The 16,642-nt window shown below is 62.3% G+C and carries 24 protein-coding genes and 1 pseudogene; 2 read left to right on the forward strand and 23 right to left on the reverse strand.

Annotation, left to right across the window (positions count from 1 at the left end; genetic code table 11):
• Positions 1 to 108: 108 nt before the first annotated feature.
• The 12 genes from H8B03_RS01840 to rplO form a co-directional block, all read right to left on the reverse strand.
• A complete protein-coding gene (locus tag H8B03_RS01840; protein ID WP_193139691.1) occupies positions 109 to 819 on the reverse strand; it encodes an ATP12 family chaperone protein in 711 nt (236 codons plus the stop codon).
• The gene (locus H8B03_RS01845) at positions 812 to 1,501 is read right to left on the reverse strand and encodes an HAD-IA family hydrolase (RefSeq protein WP_193139693.1); all 690 of its coding nucleotides are present in this window, start codon (positions 1,499 to 1,501) and stop codon (positions 812 to 814) included. The genes H8B03_RS01840 and H8B03_RS01845 overlap by 8 nt, the downstream gene beginning before the upstream one ends.
• Positions 1,498 to 2,538, reverse strand: coding sequence for an RluA family pseudouridine synthase (locus tag H8B03_RS01850; RefSeq protein WP_193139695.1), 1,041 nt, complete (start codon positions 2,536 to 2,538; stop codon positions 1,498 to 1,500). The genes H8B03_RS01845 and H8B03_RS01850 overlap by 4 nt, the downstream gene beginning before the upstream one ends.
• Before the next feature lie 96 nt (positions 2,539 to 2,634).
• On the reverse strand, positions 2,635 to 3,948 hold the full coding sequence (locus H8B03_RS01855) for a replication-associated recombination protein A (protein WP_193139697.1): 1,314 nt from the start codon (positions 3,946 to 3,948) through the stop codon (positions 2,635 to 2,637).
• 3 nt (positions 3,949 to 3,951) lie between these two features.
• Positions 3,952 to 4,353: a DUF3052 family protein gene (locus H8B03_RS01860; protein ID WP_193139699.1), complete on the reverse strand. Its 402-nt coding sequence runs from the start codon at positions 4,351 to 4,353 to the stop codon at positions 3,952 to 3,954.
• A 77-nt stretch (positions 4,354 to 4,430) separates the two neighbouring features.
• Positions 4,431 to 4,850: a 50S ribosomal protein L17 gene (rplQ, locus tag H8B03_RS01865; protein WP_193139701.1), complete on the reverse strand. Its 420-nt coding sequence runs from the start codon at positions 4,848 to 4,850 to the stop codon at positions 4,431 to 4,433.
• Between the two features lie 135 nt (positions 4,851 to 4,985).
• A complete protein-coding gene (locus H8B03_RS01870) occupies positions 4,986 to 6,002 on the reverse strand; it encodes a DNA-directed RNA polymerase subunit alpha (RefSeq protein ID WP_193139703.1) in 1,017 nt (338 codons plus the stop codon).
• Between the two features lie 113 nt (positions 6,003 to 6,115).
• Positions 6,116 to 6,511, reverse strand: coding sequence for a 30S ribosomal protein S11 (gene rpsK / locus H8B03_RS01875; protein WP_193139705.1), 396 nt, complete (start codon positions 6,509 to 6,511; stop codon positions 6,116 to 6,118).
• A gap of 15 nt (positions 6,512 to 6,526) precedes the next feature.
• Entirely contained in the window at positions 6,527 to 6,895 is a 369-nt protein-coding gene (gene rpsM / locus H8B03_RS01880; protein WP_193139707.1) for a 30S ribosomal protein S13, read from the reverse strand.
• Between the two features lie 274 nt (positions 6,896 to 7,169).
• Positions 7,170 to 8,294, reverse strand: a complete 1,125-nt coding sequence (locus H8B03_RS01885) for a porin (protein ID WP_193139709.1) — start codon at positions 8,292 to 8,294, stop codon at positions 7,170 to 7,172.
• A gap of 88 nt (positions 8,295 to 8,382) precedes the next feature.
• The gene (secY, locus tag H8B03_RS01890) at positions 8,383 to 9,735 is read right to left on the reverse strand and encodes a preprotein translocase subunit SecY (protein ID WP_193139711.1); all 1,353 of its coding nucleotides are present in this window, start codon (positions 9,733 to 9,735) and stop codon (positions 8,383 to 8,385) included.
• A 102-nt stretch (positions 9,736 to 9,837) separates the two neighbouring features.
• Positions 9,838 to 10,311, reverse strand: coding sequence for a 50S ribosomal protein L15 (gene rplO, locus H8B03_RS01895; protein WP_193139714.1), 474 nt, complete (start codon positions 10,309 to 10,311; stop codon positions 9,838 to 9,840).
• A gap of 141 nt (positions 10,312 to 10,452) precedes the next feature.
• Here rplO and H8B03_RS01900 point away from each other — a divergent pair, with 141 nt between their 5' ends.
• Positions 10,453 to 11,208, forward strand: a complete 756-nt coding sequence (locus H8B03_RS01900) for a hypothetical protein (RefSeq protein ID WP_193139716.1) — start codon at positions 10,453 to 10,455, stop codon at positions 11,206 to 11,208.
• 85 nt (positions 11,209 to 11,293) lie between these two features.
• Here the strand turns inward: H8B03_RS01900 and H8B03_RS01905 are convergent.
• Positions 11,294 to 11,389, reverse strand: a pseudogene (locus H8B03_RS01905) (uL30 family ribosomal protein); the annotation flags it as partial.
• 135 nt (positions 11,390 to 11,524) lie between these two features.
• On the opposite strand from H8B03_RS01905, the gene H8B03_RS01910 reads away from it, so the two are divergent.
• Positions 11,525 to 12,544 carry a TIGR00341 family protein gene (locus H8B03_RS01910; RefSeq protein ID WP_193139718.1) on the forward strand — a complete coding sequence of 340 codons (1,020 nt, stop codon included), beginning with the start codon at positions 11,525 to 11,527 and terminating at the stop codon, positions 12,542 to 12,544.
• 12 nt (positions 12,545 to 12,556) lie between these two features.
• On the opposite strand, the gene H8B03_RS01915 is transcribed toward H8B03_RS01910, so the two are convergent.
• The 10 genes from H8B03_RS01915 to rplN form a co-directional block, all read right to left on the reverse strand.
• The gene (locus tag H8B03_RS01915; RefSeq protein WP_193139720.1) at positions 12,557 to 12,874 is read right to left on the reverse strand and encodes a hypothetical protein; all 318 of its coding nucleotides are present in this window, start codon (positions 12,872 to 12,874) and stop codon (positions 12,557 to 12,559) included.
• A 78-nt stretch (positions 12,875 to 12,952) separates the two neighbouring features.
• Positions 12,953 to 13,141: a 50S ribosomal protein L30 gene (gene rpmD, locus H8B03_RS01920; RefSeq protein WP_193139722.1), complete on the reverse strand. Its 189-nt coding sequence runs from the start codon at positions 13,139 to 13,141 to the stop codon at positions 12,953 to 12,955.
• A gap of 12 nt (positions 13,142 to 13,153) precedes the next feature.
• Positions 13,154 to 13,732, reverse strand: coding sequence for a 30S ribosomal protein S5 (gene rpsE, locus H8B03_RS01925; RefSeq protein ID WP_193139724.1), 579 nt, complete (start codon positions 13,730 to 13,732; stop codon positions 13,154 to 13,156).
• A gap of 11 nt (positions 13,733 to 13,743) precedes the next feature.
• Entirely contained in the window at positions 13,744 to 14,103 is a 360-nt protein-coding gene (gene rplR, locus H8B03_RS01930) for a 50S ribosomal protein L18 (protein ID WP_193139727.1), read from the reverse strand.
• 11 nt (positions 14,104 to 14,114) lie between these two features.
• On the reverse strand, positions 14,115 to 14,648 hold the full coding sequence (rplF, locus tag H8B03_RS01935) for a 50S ribosomal protein L6 (RefSeq protein ID WP_193139729.1): 534 nt from the start codon (positions 14,646 to 14,648) through the stop codon (positions 14,115 to 14,117).
• Between the two features lie 12 nt (positions 14,649 to 14,660).
• Entirely contained in the window at positions 14,661 to 15,053 is a 393-nt protein-coding gene (rpsH, locus tag H8B03_RS01940; RefSeq protein ID WP_193139731.1) for a 30S ribosomal protein S8, read from the reverse strand.
• 12 nt (positions 15,054 to 15,065) lie between these two features.
• A complete protein-coding gene (gene rpsN, locus H8B03_RS01945; RefSeq protein ID WP_193139733.1) occupies positions 15,066 to 15,371 on the reverse strand; it encodes a 30S ribosomal protein S14 in 306 nt (101 codons plus the stop codon).
• A 20-nt stretch (positions 15,372 to 15,391) separates the two neighbouring features.
• Entirely contained in the window at positions 15,392 to 15,952 is a 561-nt protein-coding gene (rplE, locus tag H8B03_RS01950; RefSeq protein ID WP_193139736.1) for a 50S ribosomal protein L5, read from the reverse strand.
• A complete protein-coding gene (gene rplX / locus H8B03_RS01955; RefSeq protein WP_193139738.1) occupies positions 15,952 to 16,257 on the reverse strand; it encodes a 50S ribosomal protein L24 in 306 nt (101 codons plus the stop codon). Before rplX ends, rplE begins: the two co-directional genes overlap by 1 nt.
• A complete protein-coding gene (gene rplN, locus H8B03_RS01960; RefSeq protein ID WP_011567679.1) occupies positions 16,257 to 16,625 on the reverse strand; it encodes a 50S ribosomal protein L14 in 369 nt (122 codons plus the stop codon). The genes rplX and rplN overlap by 1 nt, the downstream gene beginning before the upstream one ends.
• Between the last annotated feature and the right edge of the window lie 17 nt (positions 16,626 to 16,642).

The following is a 16,642-nucleotide window of genomic DNA, read 5'->3' on the forward strand; positions in this document are numbered from 1 at the left end:
TTGGTCAAAAGCCCAATGGACAGTCAAGGGGAGACGTGGGACAGAATAATGAACTTGGTGGACAAGGGGACGTGGTTTCAGGCCTGCCCTGTTTGCGGGCGGCTTTGGTCAGCCCGTGACCAAATCGTAGAACCTTGCTGCATCTGCGAAGGCCTGAGCCTTCAATGCCGCGGCCTCCTGGGCCTCCTCATCCTTGCCCCATTGCTCGGCCTGCCAATCCTCGTCCAGACGCGACCAGGCCCAGATATCCTTGCGATTCCAGCGCGGATCCAGGGATGCGAACCCCAGCACCAAAGACCCGGTCAGCGCCACCAGATCGTGGAAGGCGGTCAACTGCCAATGCGACAACGCATGTGTTTTTCGCCGCAACGCAGCGATGCTGGACTCCGGCTGGGGCACGAACATGACGCCCGAGGCCACGTTCAACTGGGCGTCAAATTCCCGTGCGGCCCAGTCCAGAACCGGATCCCAGGCCGCAGCCTGACGTTGGATCAATTCTTCCGGATGTTCGGCGCGATAGCACAGAAGATCGCTTTCGCCATAAGCCGCCAGCAGGTCCGCGACCTCGGTGAACTGGACTGCCACCTTGTCCACGGCCGAGTTGGAGGAGCGCGTCATCGGCATGGTCGCGGGCTGGATGGCCTCTTCCTGCGCATCCCATTCATCGGCCATGGCACGGGCCAGCGCCTCGGTGGGTACGATCAGCGGCGCCTTGGACGGGGTGCGGATGCCGCGCCCGTCCAGGCGGACCGTGTATCCGCCCTCCGCAGGTTCGACGCTGGTCTCTTTCCAGAACCGTTTCTGCGCCCATTCAGTCATCGCTCACTCCCAGAACGTCAAGGATCGTCGCGGCCAGTTCGCCGGTGTCCTGCACCATCGCACGCGGCGACAGCCGTTGCAGGTCGGCCACCGGGTGATAGCCCCAACCGACCGCGATGGCGGGAATACCGGCGGACCGCGCCATTTCCAGATCGAATACCGTGTCGCCGATCATCACCGCGTCGGCGGGATCACACCCGGTGTCGCGCAAGGCGGCCTCCAGCATCGCCGGATGCGGTTTCGACGGGTGATCGTCGGCCACCTGCTGGGTCACGAAGCGGCGGTTCAGACCGTGCTGGTCCAGCACATGGGTCAGCCCGCGCCGCGACTTGCCCGTCGCCACGCCCAGCAGCAGCGGCTCGACCCGCGCCAGCCGGTCCAGCGTTTCGGCAATGTCGGGATAGAGCGGCGCGGTCGCCGCCCCGTCGGCCACCCGCGTCGCGGCGAAGGTGTCCTTGTAGGTCGCGACCATGCCGTCGCGCACCGTGTCGGACAGATCGGGACAGAGCCGCGCGATCACCAGCGGCAGGGACAGGCCCACCAGTTCCAGCACCGCGCCGCGTTCCGGCATCTCGCGGCCGACGCTGTCGAAGGCCGCCGTCATGCTGCGTAGGATATGCGCCTGGCTGTCCACCAGCGTGCCGTCGACATCGAAGATCGCCAGTTTCAGACCGCTGCTCACAGGAATTCCTCGAACGGATCTTCGGGCACATCCGCCTCGCGCCAGTCGAATTCCTTCCAGGTGCGCTTCATATGCGCGGGCAGCGGTGCGGTCACGGTCACCCGCGCGCCGGTCACCGGATGGTCAAAGCTGATCGAGCGGGCATGCAGGTGCAGCTTGCGCGAAATGTCCCCGCCCAGTTGCGCGCCCCAGCCATCACCAAGGTTTTCCTGCCCCGAGCCGCCGTATTTGCCGTCACCGATGATCGGATGCCCCAGTTCGGCCATATGCGCGCGCAACTGGTGGGTGCGCCCGGTGATCGGCACCAGCGCCACCCAGGCGGTGCGCTTGGCCAGCGCCGAGAGCACCGCGTAATCGGTGGTGGCATGTTTGGCGTCCGGCGTGCCGTCAACCTCGCGCGGGTGGAGGCAATGCATCTTCTCGCCCTCGCCGCGCGGCCCATGCCCCGGCGCCTTGACCAAGCCATACTTCACGGTGCCCATCTGCGGATGCGGCACCCCGGCGACGGCAGCCCAATAGATCTTGCGGGTGCTGCGGGCGCGGAACGCCTTGGTCAGATCGGTGGCCGCGGCCCCGGTGCGGGCCAGCAACAGAACGCCCGAGGTGTCCTTGTCCAGCCGATGCACCAGTCGCGGTTTCAGCGGCTTGTCATAGCGCAGCGCCTCGGCCAGCCCGTCGACATGGCGGGTCTGGCCGCTGCCGCCCTGGCTGGGCAGGCCGGGCGGTTTGTTGATGGCGAGGATATGCTCGTCCCGGTACAACACCATGTCCTGCATCATCCGGGTATCGGCCTCGGACAGACGCGGGGCTTCAGGCTTGGGCGCGGCCTCGTCTGGCAGCGGCGGGATGCGCACGGTCTGGCCCGGCGCGACCCGGCTGGAGGCCTTCACCCGCCCGCCATCGACCCGGATCTCGCCCTTGCGGCACAGTTTCTCGATCCGGCCCTGACTGATCTGCGGGAAATGGCGGCGGAACCAGCGGTCCAGCCGCTGTTCGGCCTCGTCGGCGCCAACCTGGCGCATCTGCACTCCGCTCATGCGACCCCCATCGGGTTTCGGGCGGCCCCTGCGGCGCGCGCGTCTGTTGCTGCTGTGTTGAACATGGGCTTTCTCTTTCCCGTGACGGCAGGCTTGTCAACCGTCTTGGCGCTTGGCGCGCAGGCGGGCGAAATAGGCAGTGCGCTTGGCCAGATCCCGCTCAAACCCGCGTTCGACCGGCGCATAAAGGCTGGGCCGGTCCATCCCGTCGGGAAAATAGTTCTGGCCCGAAAACCCGTCCTCGGCGTCATGGTCATAGGCATAGCCGTCGCCATAGCCCTGCTCCTTCATCAGCCCGGTGGGCGCGTTCAGGATGTGCTTGGGCGGCGGGGCCGAGCCGCTGTCCCTGGCCAGCTTCCGCGCGGCCTTGTAGCCGGTGTAGGCGGCGTTGGATTTCGGGGCCAACGCCAGATAGACCACCGCCTGCGCCAGCGCCAATTCGCCCTCGGGGCTGCCCAGCCGTTCATAGACATCCCAGGCCCCCAGGCACAGGGTCTGGGCCTGCGGGTCGGCAAGGCCGATGTCCTCGACCGCCATGCGGGTGATGCGGCGGGCCAGGTATCGCGGGTCTTCGCCACCCTCCAGCATCCGCGCCAGCCAATACAGGGCAGCGTCGGGATCCGAGCCGCGCACCGATTTGTGCAGCGCCGAGATCAGGTTGTAATGGGCATCGCCGGATTTGTCATATTGCGCCGCCCGCCGGGCCAGCCGCGCCGACAGCGCCTTGGGATCGATCGGCGCCTTCAGCTTCCAGCTGAGCACGGTTTCGGCAAGGTTCAGCATCGCCCGCCCATCGCCATCGGCCATTTCGATCAGCGCGGCGCGGGCAGCCTCGGTCAGCGGCAGCGGCTGGCCTTCGACCTCTTCGGCGCGGACCAGCAGGGCTTCCAGCGCCGGGGCTTCCAGCCGCACCAGCACCACCACCTGCGCCCGCGACAGCAGTGCGGCGTTCAACTCGAACGAGGGGTTCTCGGTGGTGGCGCCCACCAACAGGATGGTGCCGTCTTCCATGTGCGGCAGGAAGCTGTCCTGCTGCGCCTTGTTGAAGCGGTGGATCTCGTCCACGAACAGCAGCGTCCCCTGCCCGTTGCCACGGCGCAGCTTGGCGGCCTCGAAGACCTTTTTCAGCTCCTGCACGCCCGAGAAGATGGCACTGATCTGCACGAAACTCATGTCGGTTTCAAGGGCCAGCAGCCGCGCGATGGTGGTCTTGCCCACCCCCGGCGGCCCCCAGAGGATCAGAGAGCCCAGCCGCCCGGACGCCAGCATCGCGCCCAGCGGCGCCTCGGGGCCCAGAACCCCCTCCTGCCCCACAACCTCGGCCAGGGCCGCCGGGCGCAGCCGGTCCGCCAGCGGACGCGGGGCGGTGTCGGACGCATCCGAGGCGCCGCTGGAGAAGAGATCAACCATGGCTCACCCTTTCCGCTTGAGGAATTTCAGCGCCGACCAATCCGCATCCACCGCGCAAACCTTCACATCGACCCAGCCCAGTGGCAACACCGCATCGCGCAGCGCATCCTCGGTGACACCGGTGTGCAAAGCCGAGGACTTCTTGGTCCAGGACACCCAAAGCATCCCACCGGGCCGCAGACGCGGCAGGGCATCGGTGATGGTCTGGGCGATGTCGTCGGGACTGCTCAGAAACATGTGGATCGCATCCAGATCGCCTGCGCGCGGCCCTTCGAAGGTCACCTCTTCGACACCGGCCAGCAGGTCGCCGTAGTGGTCCGGTGCGGCCACCAGCCCGACGCGGAAACCCGGCTTGAAGCCCAGCTTCTTGTACAAGGGTTTTCCTGAGTATCCTGCCTGAGCCATGGCGCCACTCCAGTCCTGTCCGGCCAAGAAAAAAGCCCCACCAGAGGCGGGGCTTCGAGCTGTCGAAAGGGCCGGGATTATTCCGCGGCGTCTTCTTCAGCGGCAACGCGGGCCTTGTCGCCAGCGCCCTTGGCATCGACATCACGATCGACGAATTCGATGATCGCCATCGGCGCCATGTCGCCATAGCGGAAGCCGGCTTTCAGAACCCGGACGTAGCCGCCCTGACGATCCTTGTAGCGCGGGCCCAGAACGTCGAACAGTTTCGCCACATAGGCGTCCTGCTTCAGCTGCGAACCGGCCTGACGACGCGCGTGCAGATCGCCGCGCTTGCCCAGGGTGATCAGCTTTTCGATGATCGGGCGCAGTTCCTTGGCTTTCGGCAGCGTGGTCTTGATCTGCTCGTGCTCGATCAACGAGCCGGCCATGTTGGCAAAGAGCGCCTTGCGGTGCTCGTGAGTACGGTTCAGGCGGCGGTATCCGCGGGCGTGACGCATGGTATCTATCCTTGTCTTGCGTGTTTTGCTTTGTCAGGCGGCTGATGCGTGTCAACCGCTCACCTTGGGGCGTGGGCCCGAGTATTCCCCGGCTGTCCGGGCATTTGGCGAGGCGGGGTTTCCCCCGCCGCCACCTTAAAACTGGTCTTCGAACTTCTTGGCCAGATCCTCGATGTTCTCCGGCGGCCAGTCCTCGACATCCATGCCCAGGTGCAGACCCATGCCCGAGAGCACTTCCTTGATCTCGTTCAGCGACTTGCGGCCGAAGTTCGGAGTGCGCAGCATCTCGGCTTCGGTTTTCTGGATCAGATCCCCGATGTAGACGATGTTGTCGTTCTTCAGGCAGTTTGCCGAACGGACCGAAAGCTCCAGCTCGTCGACCTTCTTCAGCAGCAGCGGGTTGAACTCCAGACCGTCGTCGTCGGCTTCCGAACGCGCGGGCTCCGGCTCGTCGAAGTTGACGAAGATCTGCAGCTGGTCCTGAAGGATGCGCGCGGCATAGGCCACGGCGTCATCGGGGGTGACCGACCCGTCGGTTTCCAGCTTCAGGGTCAGCTTGTCATAGTCCAGCACCTGGCCCTCGCGGGTGGGCTGCACGTCGTAGCTGACCTTGCGGACCGGCGAATAGATCGCGTCGATCGGGATCAGGCCGATGGGCGCATCCTCGGGACGGTTCTTGTCTGCCGAGACATAGCCCTTGCCGGTGTTGACGATCAGCTCCATGAACAGATCGGCACCATCGTCAAGGTGGCAGATGACGTGATCCTTGTTCAGAACCTCGACCCCTGCGGTTTCGGAGATGTCGCCCGCGGTGACCACGCCCGGCCCCTTGGCCGAGATCGAAAGCCGCTTGGGGCCTTCGTTGTCCATGCGCAGGGCAACGCCCTTGAGGTTCAGAACGATGTCGGTCACGTCTTCACGCACCCCGGCGACCGAAGAGAACTCGTGCAGCACGTTGTCGATCTGAACGCTGGTGATGGCCGCGCCTTGCAGCGACGACATCAATACGCGACGCAGGGCATTGCCCATTGTCAGACCAAAGCCCCGCTCCAGCGGTTCTGCAACCACCGTTGCCTGACGCGCCGGGTCGTTCCCCGGCTTTACGTCAAGCTGAGTGGGCTTGATGAGTTCTTGCCAATTCTTCTGGATCATGCCTGTCGCCTCCATGCTCGTTCCCGACCGATGACCAAAGTCAGAAACACCCGAGGTAAAATGACAAAGCCGGGCCGCGCCCAAGGACGCAGCCCGACCAAATTTGGTCTGGATCAGACGCGGCGGCGCTTCGGCGGACGGCAGCCGTTGTGGGCGATTGGGGTCACATCACGGATCGAGGTGATGTTGAAGCCAACCGCGGCCAGTGCGCGCAGCGCCGATTCACGGCCCGAACCGGGCCCCTGAACTTCGACTTCCAGCGTTTTCACGCCGTGTTCCTGAGCCTTCTTGCCGGCGTCTTCTGCAGCCAGCTGTGCTGCGTAGGGCGTCGATTTCCGCGAGCCTTTGAACCCCATGGTGCCAGCCGACGACCATGCGATCGCATTGCCCTGCACGTCCGAGATCAGGATCTTGGTGTTGTTGAATGTCGAATTCACATGTGCGACGCCAGCGGCAATATTCTTCCGCTCTTTGCGCTTGCCGCCACGTGCTTTTGTATCGCGTGCCATATAACCTGCCCCCTCTTACTTCTTCTTGCCGGCGATCGGCTTCGCGGGGCCCTTGCGGGTACGCGCGTTGGTGTGGGTGCGCTGACCGCGCACAGGCAGGTTGCGGCGATGGCGCAGACCGCGATAGCAGCCCAGGTCCATCAGACGCTTGATGTTCATCTGAACTTCACGGCGCAGGTCACCTTCGACGGTGAAGTTGGCGTCGATCTGTTCGCGGATCGCCAGAACCTCGGAATCCGACAGTTCGTTGAAGCGGCGCTCGGTCGCGATGCCGGCGGCTTCACAGATCTGGGCCGCCGCTGCGGGGCCGATACCGTGGATGTAAGTGAGGGCGATGGGCACCCGTTTGTTGGTCGGGATGTTGACGCCGGCAATACGTGCCAAGTGGTCGTTCCTTTTCCGTTGCGGTTCCGTAGCTCCAGAACCTTTTTTCACAACATTGGCCGGGCAAGGACCCGGCCGCAGCCATTTAACACGGAACCATTCCACGCGCGAACATCGCGGTCACGGAATCGGTTCTGTGACGAGAGAGCATCGGGTATTGCGAATTTGCAAACAGGTCAAGCCGCTTTCGCGGCAATTCGACCCCAGACGGCACATTGGCCTGTCTGGGGTTCAGTCTAGCGTTCCTTGGCGCGGCAATCCAGACCCCAGTGGATCAGAATTTCCACTGCAGACCGGCAAGGATGACATCCATGTCGTCATAGGAGGCCGCCTTGTCGTCATAGGTCAGGCGGTTGTAGCCAAAGTAGATCGACAGGTTGGTGTCGTCGAAATACTGCGCCACCTGCAAGCCGGTCGATGTGGACGTGCCATCCGACCCGGCGATATCGTTGCCCGAATAGTAATCCGCCGAGAACGCGGTGTCGCCGATGGTCCAGAAACTGGTGATCCAGCCCAGCTTGATATAGCCGAATTGGCCACCATCCGGGTCGCCGCCAAAGGACAGTGTACCGTTCAGCCCGTTGACGTCGCTGAGCGCCGAGATCGAGCCGCCGTAGCGCTCGGTTGTGCCATCGTCGTCTTTCCAGGCATAGCTCAACCCGGCCCTGACGGTGATCGAACTGATGGTGTCGCTGTAGTTCAGGCCGATGTCGTAATATTCGGCATCGTCGCTGGAATTCAGAAGGTCCTGCCCGTAGGACGCGCCGATGCTGATCCCCTTGCCGGGCTCGGTGCCCCCGAACCGGGGCGTGTCATAGCGAATGCGCGCCTTGCGACCGCCATCGTAGTCCTTGAAGACGTTGCTGACCGCGACGCTGGACAGGGTCCCGTCCTTCTGGCGGAAGAAATAGCCGCCGGCCGCGTCCGGCACCGTCACCGTGCTGGCAAGGGTGGTCGCCGAAAGATCAAGGGTTGACGTGTTGTCCGACGCCATCGAGCCCTGCCCGAAAAACACGGTACCGAAATTGCCGCTATAGATGAATTCCAGCTTCCGCAGGTCAGTCCGTTGCCAATCCCAGTCCGGCTGGAAATTCTGGCTGAACTTGGAACTTTGCGGGGCGCCCAGTGCCGCTTCGAAGTTGAACAGCAGCATCTGTCCGTTGTCGAACTCCTGATCGAGCCAGATGCCCGCCCGCGAGTTCGAACGGGAGTTGTCGACCAGATTGCCGTCTGTGTCCTTGCCGTCGTCAACGTTCAGCCAGGCCGGGGTCAGCTGCCCGTAGACGCGCGCGCTGCCGCCGGTGCCGTTGGTGTATTCCAGCTCGGCCATCACCGGCGAGGCCACGCCCATGGCCAATGCCGCCGTCAGCGGCAGATGGATCGTGAGTGCTCGTTTCATGACAAAGGCCCTTTCACCGGTGCGTATGCCACCAGTAAAAGGGCCTTTGGGGTTCTCAGGCAAGCACCAAGCGGCTTGACCGGCAATGTTAGCGCCGCGCCGGGCCTTTCTTGCGCTTCTTGCCACGCAGTTGCGACTTTTCGATCAGCCCTTCGTACTGGTGCGCCAGAAGATGCGACTGCACCTGCTGGATCGTGTCCATGGTGACCGACACGACGATCAGCACCGAGGTGCCCCCGAAGTAGAACGGGATCGCCAGTTGCGAACGCATGATCTCGGGCAGCAGCACGACCAGCGCCAGATAGGAAGCCCCCAGTACCAGGACGCGGTTGACCACGTATTCCAGGTACTCGGCGGTGCGCTTGCCCGGACGGATGCCCGGCACAAAGCCGTTCTGGTTCTTCAGGTTGTCCGCCACGTCTTCGACCTTGAAGGCGACGTTGTGGGTGTAGAAGTAGGTGAAGAACACCACCATGCCGACCATGAACAGCAGGTACAGCGGCTGACCGGGCCCGAAATAGGCCAGGATCGTCGACATGACCGGGCTGGTGGAATTGCCCGAGAACGTGGCCAGTGTCGTCGGCAGCAGCAGCAGCGAACTGGCGAAGATCGCCGGGATCACGCCCGCCGGGTTCACCTTGATCGGCAGATGCGACGAGCCGCCGTCATAGACCTTCATGCCAACCTGGCGGCGCGGGTACTGGATGTGGATCTTGCGCAGCGCGCGTTCCATGAACACCACGAAGCCGATGGTCAGCATCATGATGACGATCACCGCGATGATGACAGCCGGGCTGATGGCGCCCGAGCGGCCCGACGCCAGGAATTGCGCCAGGGCTGCGGGAACCTCGGCGATGATGCCCACGAAGATGATCAGCGAAATGCCGTTGCCGATGCCACGCTGGGTGATCTGTTCGCCCAGCCACATCAGGAACATGGTGCCGCCGACCAGCGTGATCATGCAGGCGATGCGGAAGAACCAGCCCGGATCATGGGCAAGGCCGCCGGATTCCAGGCTGACCGCCAGGCCATAGGACTGGAACAGCGCCAGCGCCACGGTGCCGTACCGGGTGTACTGGTTGATCTTCTTGCGGCCCTGCTCGCCCTCTTTCTTCAATTGCTCCAGCGGCGCCCACATGGAGGCCAGAAGCTGAATGATGATCGAGGCCGAGATATAGGGCATGATGCCTAGGGCGAAGATGCCCATCCGGCTGATGGCGCCGCCCGTGAACATGTTCAGGATGCCGCCAATGCCGGCGGACGCCTGTTCCATGAAGGCACGCAATTCGCCGCCGTCGATGCCCGGCACCGGAATATAGGTGCCCAGGCGGTAGACGATCAGTAGTCCCAGGGTGAAGAGGATGCGCTGCCTCAGCTCGGTCGCCTTGCCGAAGGCGCCCCAGCTCATGTTCGCGGCCATCTGTTCCGCTGCTGATGCCATGTGGTGTCTCTTTCATGCGGGCGCCGCCGAACCGGGTTTCCGGTCGGCGGCGCTGAAAACCTTTGAGAGGATGTAAGCGGCTTGGACGCCGCCCACAACCACTTACTCGGCGGCCGCCGGAGTTGCGACAGTCAGCGAACCACCGGCCGCGGCCACCGCGTCGACGGCGGCTTGCGAAGCGCCGGTCACGGTCAGGTTGACGGCCGAGGTGATCTCGCCCTTCGCCAGCACCCGGACGCCGTCCAGCTTGCGGCGCACCAGGCCCGAAGCCACCAATGCGTCTTCGTCCACCGGGTTGGCGGTGTCCAGCTTCCCGGCTTCGATGAATTTCTGCAGGATGCCGAGGTTGATGACCGCGAACTTCTTGCGGTTGGGCTTGTTGAAGCCCCGCTTCGGCAGGCGCTGGTACAGCGGCATCTGGCCGCCTTCATAGCCGTTCAGGGCCACGCCCGAACGCGATTTCTGACCCTTGATACCACGGCCAGCCATCTTGCCCTTGCCCGAACCCGGGCCACGGCCAACGCGTTTGGATTTCTTGACGGCGCCGTCGTTGTCACGCAGTTCATTCAGTTTCATGTCGCTTCTCCTTGCCGGATGTAGCCCCCGAAGCGAAAACGGGGCCAGCCACGGCATTTCTTGTTGCTTGAGTCGGGTCTCGAATGACCACCGGAGGCGTATAGACATCTTTGGAATGATCGGCAAGGCTGGCGTTGTAGCGTGAAGGACATAGTTTTGCCCCGGCCTATTCCCAAGTTGACCTGGTTCGAAAGTGCCGTTGAACAGCTCTCTAAATCGGTGCCACCGCCTGTAGACATCCGCTTTCGCGGAACACTCGCCTACAGGTTCGAAGAGAAACTGACCGAGCAAGCAGTTCTGCTGAAGGCTGTTAGATATGTCAGCGGACTTGGAGCCGGTCGGCTACTCCTTCAGGGCGGCTACCTGCAAGAACTTGGAGTCATTCAGAGAACATTGGACGAGATACACGAAGATATCTTGTTTCTCGCATATCCACTTTTGGGGCACGACTCGACCGGGAAGCATGATGAGTATTTGGACGCCTTTTGGATGGAGGAGCCTGAAACCACAGACTATCAAAAGAGGCCCAAGAACAAGCACCAAACCAGTCGCAAAGATATTCGTAACTACGTTTCAAAAGTCACAAATGGTGGGAAGCACGATCATGTATCAATTGCTGCATCGGGTTATCTGTATCGCGTCTATTCCGGGTTCGTACATGCTGCAGCCCCCCATGTCCTTGAACTATACGACCCTGAGCTGGGCAAATTTCAGCTCCTTGGCTACACGAGTTCCCCACTTCTGGCCGAACATGCCGATGACTTTGAAAATCAATTCTATCGTGGCGTGATTTCGATCGGCGCCGCTGCTGCGGCTCTTGGAGACAAGGGACTTTACGCCAACGCACTAGATCTCATGAGTAGAATGACGCCTCACTTTCAGGACCGAACACCCTGAGGCGCGGCCAAACGGGTCAATCCCCAAAAACGAAAAACGCCCCAGCGCTCCCACCGGGGCGTTCAATTTCTGCGAAGGGCTGCGATTACTCGCCGCGTTCTTCGATGATCTCGACCAAATGCGGGATCTTGTTGACCATGCCGCGCACGGAAGGGGTGTCCTCCAGCTCGCGGGTCTTGCTCCTTCTCTGTTGACCTCTTTCTTCACCCCGTGCCGGATTGCCAGCCGATCAAGGGCGGGATCAAGACCGTTCGCGCGTGCCCGCCCCACGCTTTTTTGGGCTTGGCAGGCCCGCCTGCTGCCGTATCAAGGAAGGATGCGCCTGATCATCCTCAGTCTTCCCAACCACGCCTGCGACAAGATCTTCGCCACCGCCAAGGACATTTGCGACGGCGCGGTGATGAAACACCGCGAGGATTCCGGCGACAAGACCCGCTGGACCCTGCATATCCTGGCCGATGACGACTGCCGTCAGAACCTGCTGGACGCCATCCAGACCGAACTTGACAGCCAGGACGGCTGGCGCCTTGCCATCGTACCGGTCGACACGTCCCTCCCCCGCAAGGAAGAGGAGGAGGAGGAAGACGCCGAACCGGATCCCGAGGAAGAGGCCGAAAAGGCCATGAAACTTCCCGGCGGGCTGTCGCGGGAAGAGATCTATGAGCAGGTGGAAAAGCAGGGGCGGATCGACCGCGCCTATCTGGTCTTCGTGCTGCTTTCGACCGTGGTGGCGGCCTTCGGGATGCTGGAGGACAACGTGCCGGTGGTTCTGGGCGCCATGGTGATCGCGCCGCTGCTGGGCCCCAACCTGGCCCTGTCGGTGGGCGTCGCGCTTGGCGACGGCAAGTTGATCCTGCGCTCGGCGGCAGCCTTGGTGATCGGCACGGTGCTGAGCATCGCGCTTGGCTTCGTGATCGGGCTGCTGATGCCGATCTCGGACGCGGACGAATTGCTCAGCCGCACCGACATCGGCTTTGACGGGCTGGCGATTGCCCTGGCCTCGGGGGCGGCCGCCGCGCTGAGCCTTGTGACCGGGGTATCCTCGGCGCTGGTCGGGGTGATGGTCGCGGTGGCGCTGCTGCCGCCGGCCACGGCCATCGGGTTGTTTCTGGGCTTCAGCCAAGGCTACCACGCGCTGGAGGCCGGCGTGATGCTGCTGATGAACATCGTCTGCATCAACCTGTCGGCGCAGGCGGTGATGCTGACACGCGGCATCACCCCCCGGCGCTGGTACGAAAAGAAACGCGCCAAGCGGCACAGCCTCATCAATGGCGCGATCTGGCTGAGCCTTCTGGTGATCCTGGCCATCTTGCTGTGGCTGCGCCAGCCCAGTTGATTGCGACAGCCTTCAGCGACGGGGCCGTGACAGCCGCCGCGCATTGGCGCGGGTCTTGGTGCGGATCGGCCTGACCGCAGCCAGCGCCATCGCCGCATGGTCCCGCCCTGCGGCCTGCGCCCGGGCCGCCATTTCCATCGACTTGGCAAAGGCGGCGGGTTTCTCGAAGATCATCCGCGCCGCTTCCTGCGAGGACATCATCCCCAGCATCATCTGGGTCGTCCGGTTCAGAATCACGAGGTTCGCCGCCATCATCATCTCGGCAGTGGCCAGATTGGCCCGCTGCCATGTCTGCATGGCGTCGAACAGGGATTTTTGGGGAAAGAACATCTGGTCACTCCAGCAAATGCACAACGAAAAAAGCGCCCCGCTATCGCGGGACGCCATCAATCTATCAGAAGATCAGGATCAGTCCCGTTCTTCGATGATTTCGACCAGATGCGGGATCATGTTGACCATGCCGCGCACGGAAGGGGTGTCTTCCAGTTCACGGGTCTTGTGCATCTTGTTCAGGCCCAGGCCGATCAGCGTTTCACGCTGCTTGGCGGGGCGACGGATCGGCGAGCCGATCTGCTTTACAACAATGGTTTTCGCCATGGGTCAGTCTCCTCAGGCTTCAGCCGCTTCGGCCGACGCATCGGCCGCCGGTGCGTCATCCCGCTTGGGCAGGATATCGGCAACCTTCTTGCCACGGCGTTGCGCCACCATACGCGGACTGGATTCGCTCTGAAGCCCGTCCAGCGTTGCGCGGATCATGTTGTAGGGGTTCTGCGACCCGATGGACTTCGCCACCACGTCATGAACACCCAACATTTCGAACACGGCGCGCATCGGACCACCGGCGATGATGCCGGTCCCGGTCGGTGCCGTGCGCATGGTCACCCGGCCTGCCCCGTGACGCCCGTGGACGTCGTGGTGCAGCGTGCGGCCTTCTTTCAGCGGCACACGGATGAGGTTGCGCTTGGCTTGCTCGGTGGCCTTGCGAATGGCCTCGGGGACCTCTTTCGCCTTGCCCTTGCCAAACCCGACACGGCCCTTCTGATCGCCGACGACCACAAGTGCGGCGAAGCCAAAACGCTTACCACCCTTGACGGTCTTCGAGACCCGGTTGATCGCCACGAGACGATCGGCGAATTCCGGATTTTCGTCGCGATCGCGACCACCCCGGCGGTTATCTTCTCTTGCCATCTATCGTCTCCTCAGAACTTCAGTCCGCCTTCACGCGCAGCGTCGGCCAGAGCCTTCACCTTGCCGTGAAAGAGGAAGCCGCCACGGTCGAAGTAACATTCTTCGACACCAGCTGCCTTGGCACGTTCGGCAATCGCGGTGCCCACTTTCGCGGCGGCCTCGACGTTGTTCTTGCCGGTGATGCCCAGATCCTTTTCGAGCGACGAGGCCGAGGCCAGGGTGACCCCTTTCACATCGTCGATCAGCTGGACGCTGATGTTCTTGTTCGAACGATGAACGCTCAGGCGCACGCGCCCCGAGTTCATCTTGCGAAGCTTGTTCCGAACGCGCAGACGGCGCTTCAGGAACAGTTCCCTTTTGCTGTTTGCCATTTCTCGCGTCCTTACTTCTTCTTGCCTTCCTTACGGAAGATGAACTCGTCTTTGTACTTGATGCCCTTGCCCTTGTAGGGTTCCGGAGCACGCCATTCGCGGATGTTTGCCGCAACCTGGCCAACGAGCTGTTCATCGGTCCCTTCGACCACGATCTGGGTCTGCTTAGGGCAGGTGACCGTGATGCCTTCGGGGATCGCGAAGTCGACATCGTGGCTGTATCCAAGCGCCAGCTTCAGGGAGTTGCCCTGGATCTGTGCCCGGTAACCCACACCGTTGATCTCCAGCTCCTTCTTGAACCCGGTGGTAACACCGGTCACGAGGTTCTGGATCATGGTGCGGGTCATACCCCACTGCTGACGCGCCCGCTTGGACATGCCACGCGGCGTGATCACGATGGTGTTGTCTTCCACGGAGACCGAAACGTCGTCGGACGCAGTGAAGCTGCGGGTCACTTTCGCGCCCTTCACTTCAATGGTCTGACCCGACACGTTCGCGGTCACGCCCGAAGGAATGTCGACCGGTTTCTTGCCAATACGAGACATTTCCGGACCTCCCTAGAATACGGTGCAGAGCACTTCGCCGCCAACATTGGCAGAACGTGCAGCTGCATCCGACATCACACCCTGAGGTGTGGAGACGATGGAAACGCCCAGGCCTTGCTTGACCTGAGGCAGGTTTTGCGAGGCGGCATAGACGCGGCGGCCAGGGGTCGAAACGCGCTTGAGATCGCGGATGACCGGGGTGCCGTCGAAGTATTTCAGGCTGATTTCAATGGCCGGGTGGCCGTTGAGATCCGTGGTTTTCTCATAGCCGCGGATGTAGCCTTCGTCGGCCAGAACATCCAGCACCCAGCAGCGCAGTTTGGACGCGGGCGAAGTCACGGTGGACTTGCCGCGCAGTTGCGCGTTGCGGATACGGGTCAGCATATCACCGAGAGGATCGTTCATTATATACGCTCCTTACCAGCTCGATTTGACCATACCGGGGATCTGGCCGTTCGAGCCAAGTTCCCGCAGCGCGATACGGCTGACCTTCAGCTTACGATAGTAAGCGTGGGGACGGCCGGTCAGCTGACACCGGTTATGAAGACGGGTTGCCGAGGAATTCCGCGGCAGCTTCGCCAGCTTCAGACGCGCCTTGAAGCGCTCTTCCATCGGGCGGTTTTCGTCGGTTGCGATCTCTTTCAGTTCAGCGCGTTTGGCGGCGTATTTCTCCACCAGCTTCTGACGCTTCACTTCCCGAGCAATCATCGATTTTTTTGCCATGTCGTGATTTCTCCCGCGGCTCAGCTGGTGAAGGGCATGTTGAAAGCTTTCAACAGCGCCTTGGCTTCCGCGTCGGTGGATGCGTTGGTGCAGATGATGATGTCCATGCCGCGGACTTCATCGACCTTGTCGTATTCGATTTCCGGGAACACGATGTGTTCTTTCAGGCCCATGGCATAGTTGCCACGGCCGTCGAACGACGTCGTTTTCACGCCCCGGAAGTCACGCACGCGCGGCAGCGCGATGGTGATCAGACGGTCGAGGAATTCATACATCCGGTCACCGCGCAGGGTCACCTTGGTTCCCAGCGGCATGTCTTCGCGAACGCGGAAGCTTGCCACCGATTTCTTGGCGCGGGTCACGACAGCGTGCTGACCGGCAATCAGGGTCAGGTCGGCCTGGGCCGATTTCACCTTCTTGGTGTCCTGCACGGCTTTGCCGACACCCATGTTCAGGACGATCTTTTCCAGCTTCGGGATCATCATCTCGTTCTTGTACGAGAATTCTTCCTTCAGCGCGGCGCGGATCGTTTCCCGATACTGGGCCTTCAGGCGCGGGGTGTAGTCTGCGGTATCCAGCATCACACGGCCTCCCCGGTGGACTTGGCGAAACGCACTTTCTTGCCGTCTTCGACACGGAAGCCGACGCGGGTCGGTTTGCCGTTGGCGTCCAGCAGAGCCAGGTTGCTCAGGTCGATCGGCATTGCCTTCGGCACGCGACCCCCTTGCGAGTTCTGCGTCTGCTTGGTGTGGCGGATGGCCATGTTCACGCCTTCCACGACAGCCTTGCCGGCTTTTGGATCGACGGACTGGATCTCGCCATCGCGGCCCTTGTCCTTGCCCACGAGAACGCGGACCTTGTCACCCTTGCGGAGTTTGGCAGCCATCACAGCACCTCCGGAGCAAGCGAGATGATTTTCATGAAGTTCTTCGCGCGCAGTTCGCGCACAACCGGTCCGAAGATCCGGGTGCCGATCGGCTCGTTGTTGTTGTTCAGGATAACAGCAGCGTTGCGATCGAAGCGAATGGCGGTGCCGTCTTCACGGCGAACTTCCTTGGCGGTGCGCACGACGACAGCCTTGCGAACGTCGCCTTTCTTGACGCGGCCACGCGGAATGGCTTCCTTGACCGACACCACGATGATGTCGCCCACGGAGGCATATTTCCGTTTGGATCCGCCCAAAACCTTGATGCACTGAACTCGGCGAGCGCCAGAGTTGTCAGCAACATCCAGATTTGTCTGCATCTGGATCATGGGATACTCCCGACCTT

Source organism: Meridianimarinicoccus sp. MJW13 (genome assembly GCF_014901205.1).
Lineage (GTDB): Bacteria > Pseudomonadota > Alphaproteobacteria > Rhodobacterales > Rhodobacteraceae > Meridianimarinicoccus.

Coding starts and splice junctions, on each gene's coding strand:
- H8B03_RS01855 (WP_193139697.1), bottom strand. CDS start 3,948: ATGGTTGATCTCTTCTCCAGCGGCGCCTCGGATGCGTCCGACACCGCC.
- rplF (WP_193139729.1), bottom strand. CDS start 14,648: ATGTCTCGTATTGGCAAGAAACCGGTCGACATTCCTTCGGGCGTGACC.
- rpsE (WP_193139724.1), bottom strand. CDS start 13,732: ATGGCAAGAGAAGATAACCGCCGGGGTGGTCGCGATCGCGACGAAAAT.
- H8B03_RS01860 (WP_193139699.1), bottom strand. CDS start 4,353: ATGGCTCAGGCAGGATACTCAGGAAAACCCTTGTACAAGAAGCTGGGC.
- rplE (WP_193139736.1), bottom strand. CDS start 15,952: ATGCTGGATACCGCAGACTACACCCCGCGCCTGAAGGCCCAGTATCGG.
- rpsK (WP_193139705.1), bottom strand. CDS start 6,511: ATGGCACGCGATACAAAAGCACGTGGCGGCAAGCGCAAAGAGCGGAAG.
- rplO (WP_193139714.1), bottom strand. CDS start 10,311: ATGAAACTGAATGAACTGCGTGACAACGACGGCGCCGTCAAGAAATCC.
- secY (WP_193139711.1), bottom strand. CDS start 9,735: ATGGCATCAGCAGCGGAACAGATGGCCGCGAACATGAGCTGGGGCGCC.
- rplN (WP_011567679.1), bottom strand. CDS start 16,625: ATGATCCAGATGCAGACAAATCTGGATGTTGCTGACAACTCTGGCGCT.
- H8B03_RS01885 (WP_193139709.1), bottom strand. CDS start 8,294: ATGAAACGAGCACTCACGATCCATCTGCCGCTGACGGCGGCATTGGCC.
- H8B03_RS01910 (WP_193139718.1), top strand. CDS start 11,525: ATGCGCCTGATCATCCTCAGTCTTCCCAACCACGCCTGCGACAAGATC.
- rplQ (WP_193139701.1), bottom strand. CDS start 4,850: ATGCGTCACGCCCGCGGATACCGCCGCCTGAACCGTACTCACGAGCAC.
- H8B03_RS01915 (WP_193139720.1), bottom strand. CDS start 12,874: ATGTTCTTTCCCCAAAAATCCCTGTTCGACGCCATGCAGACATGGCAG.
- rpmD (WP_193139722.1), bottom strand. CDS start 13,141: ATGGCGAAAACCATTGTTGTAAAGCAGATCGGCTCGCCGATCCGTCGC.
- rplR (WP_193139727.1), bottom strand. CDS start 14,103: ATGGCAAACAGCAAAAGGGAACTGTTCCTGAAGCGCCGTCTGCGCGTT.
- H8B03_RS01850 (WP_193139695.1), bottom strand. CDS start 2,538: ATGAGCGGAGTGCAGATGCGCCAGGTTGGCGCCGACGAGGCCGAACAG.
- rpsN (WP_193139733.1), bottom strand. CDS start 15,371: ATGGCAAAAAAATCGATGATTGCTCGGGAAGTGAAGCGTCAGAAGCTG.
- H8B03_RS01840 (WP_193139691.1), bottom strand. CDS start 819: ATGACTGAATGGGCGCAGAAACGGTTCTGGAAAGAGACCAGCGTCGAA.
- H8B03_RS01870 (WP_193139703.1), bottom strand. CDS start 6,002: ATGATCCAGAAGAATTGGCAAGAACTCATCAAGCCCACTCAGCTTGAC.
- rplX (WP_193139738.1), bottom strand. CDS start 16,257: ATGGCTGCCAAACTCCGCAAGGGTGACAAGGTCCGCGTTCTCGTGGGC.
- rpsH (WP_193139731.1), bottom strand. CDS start 15,053: ATGAACGATCCTCTCGGTGATATGCTGACCCGTATCCGCAACGCGCAA.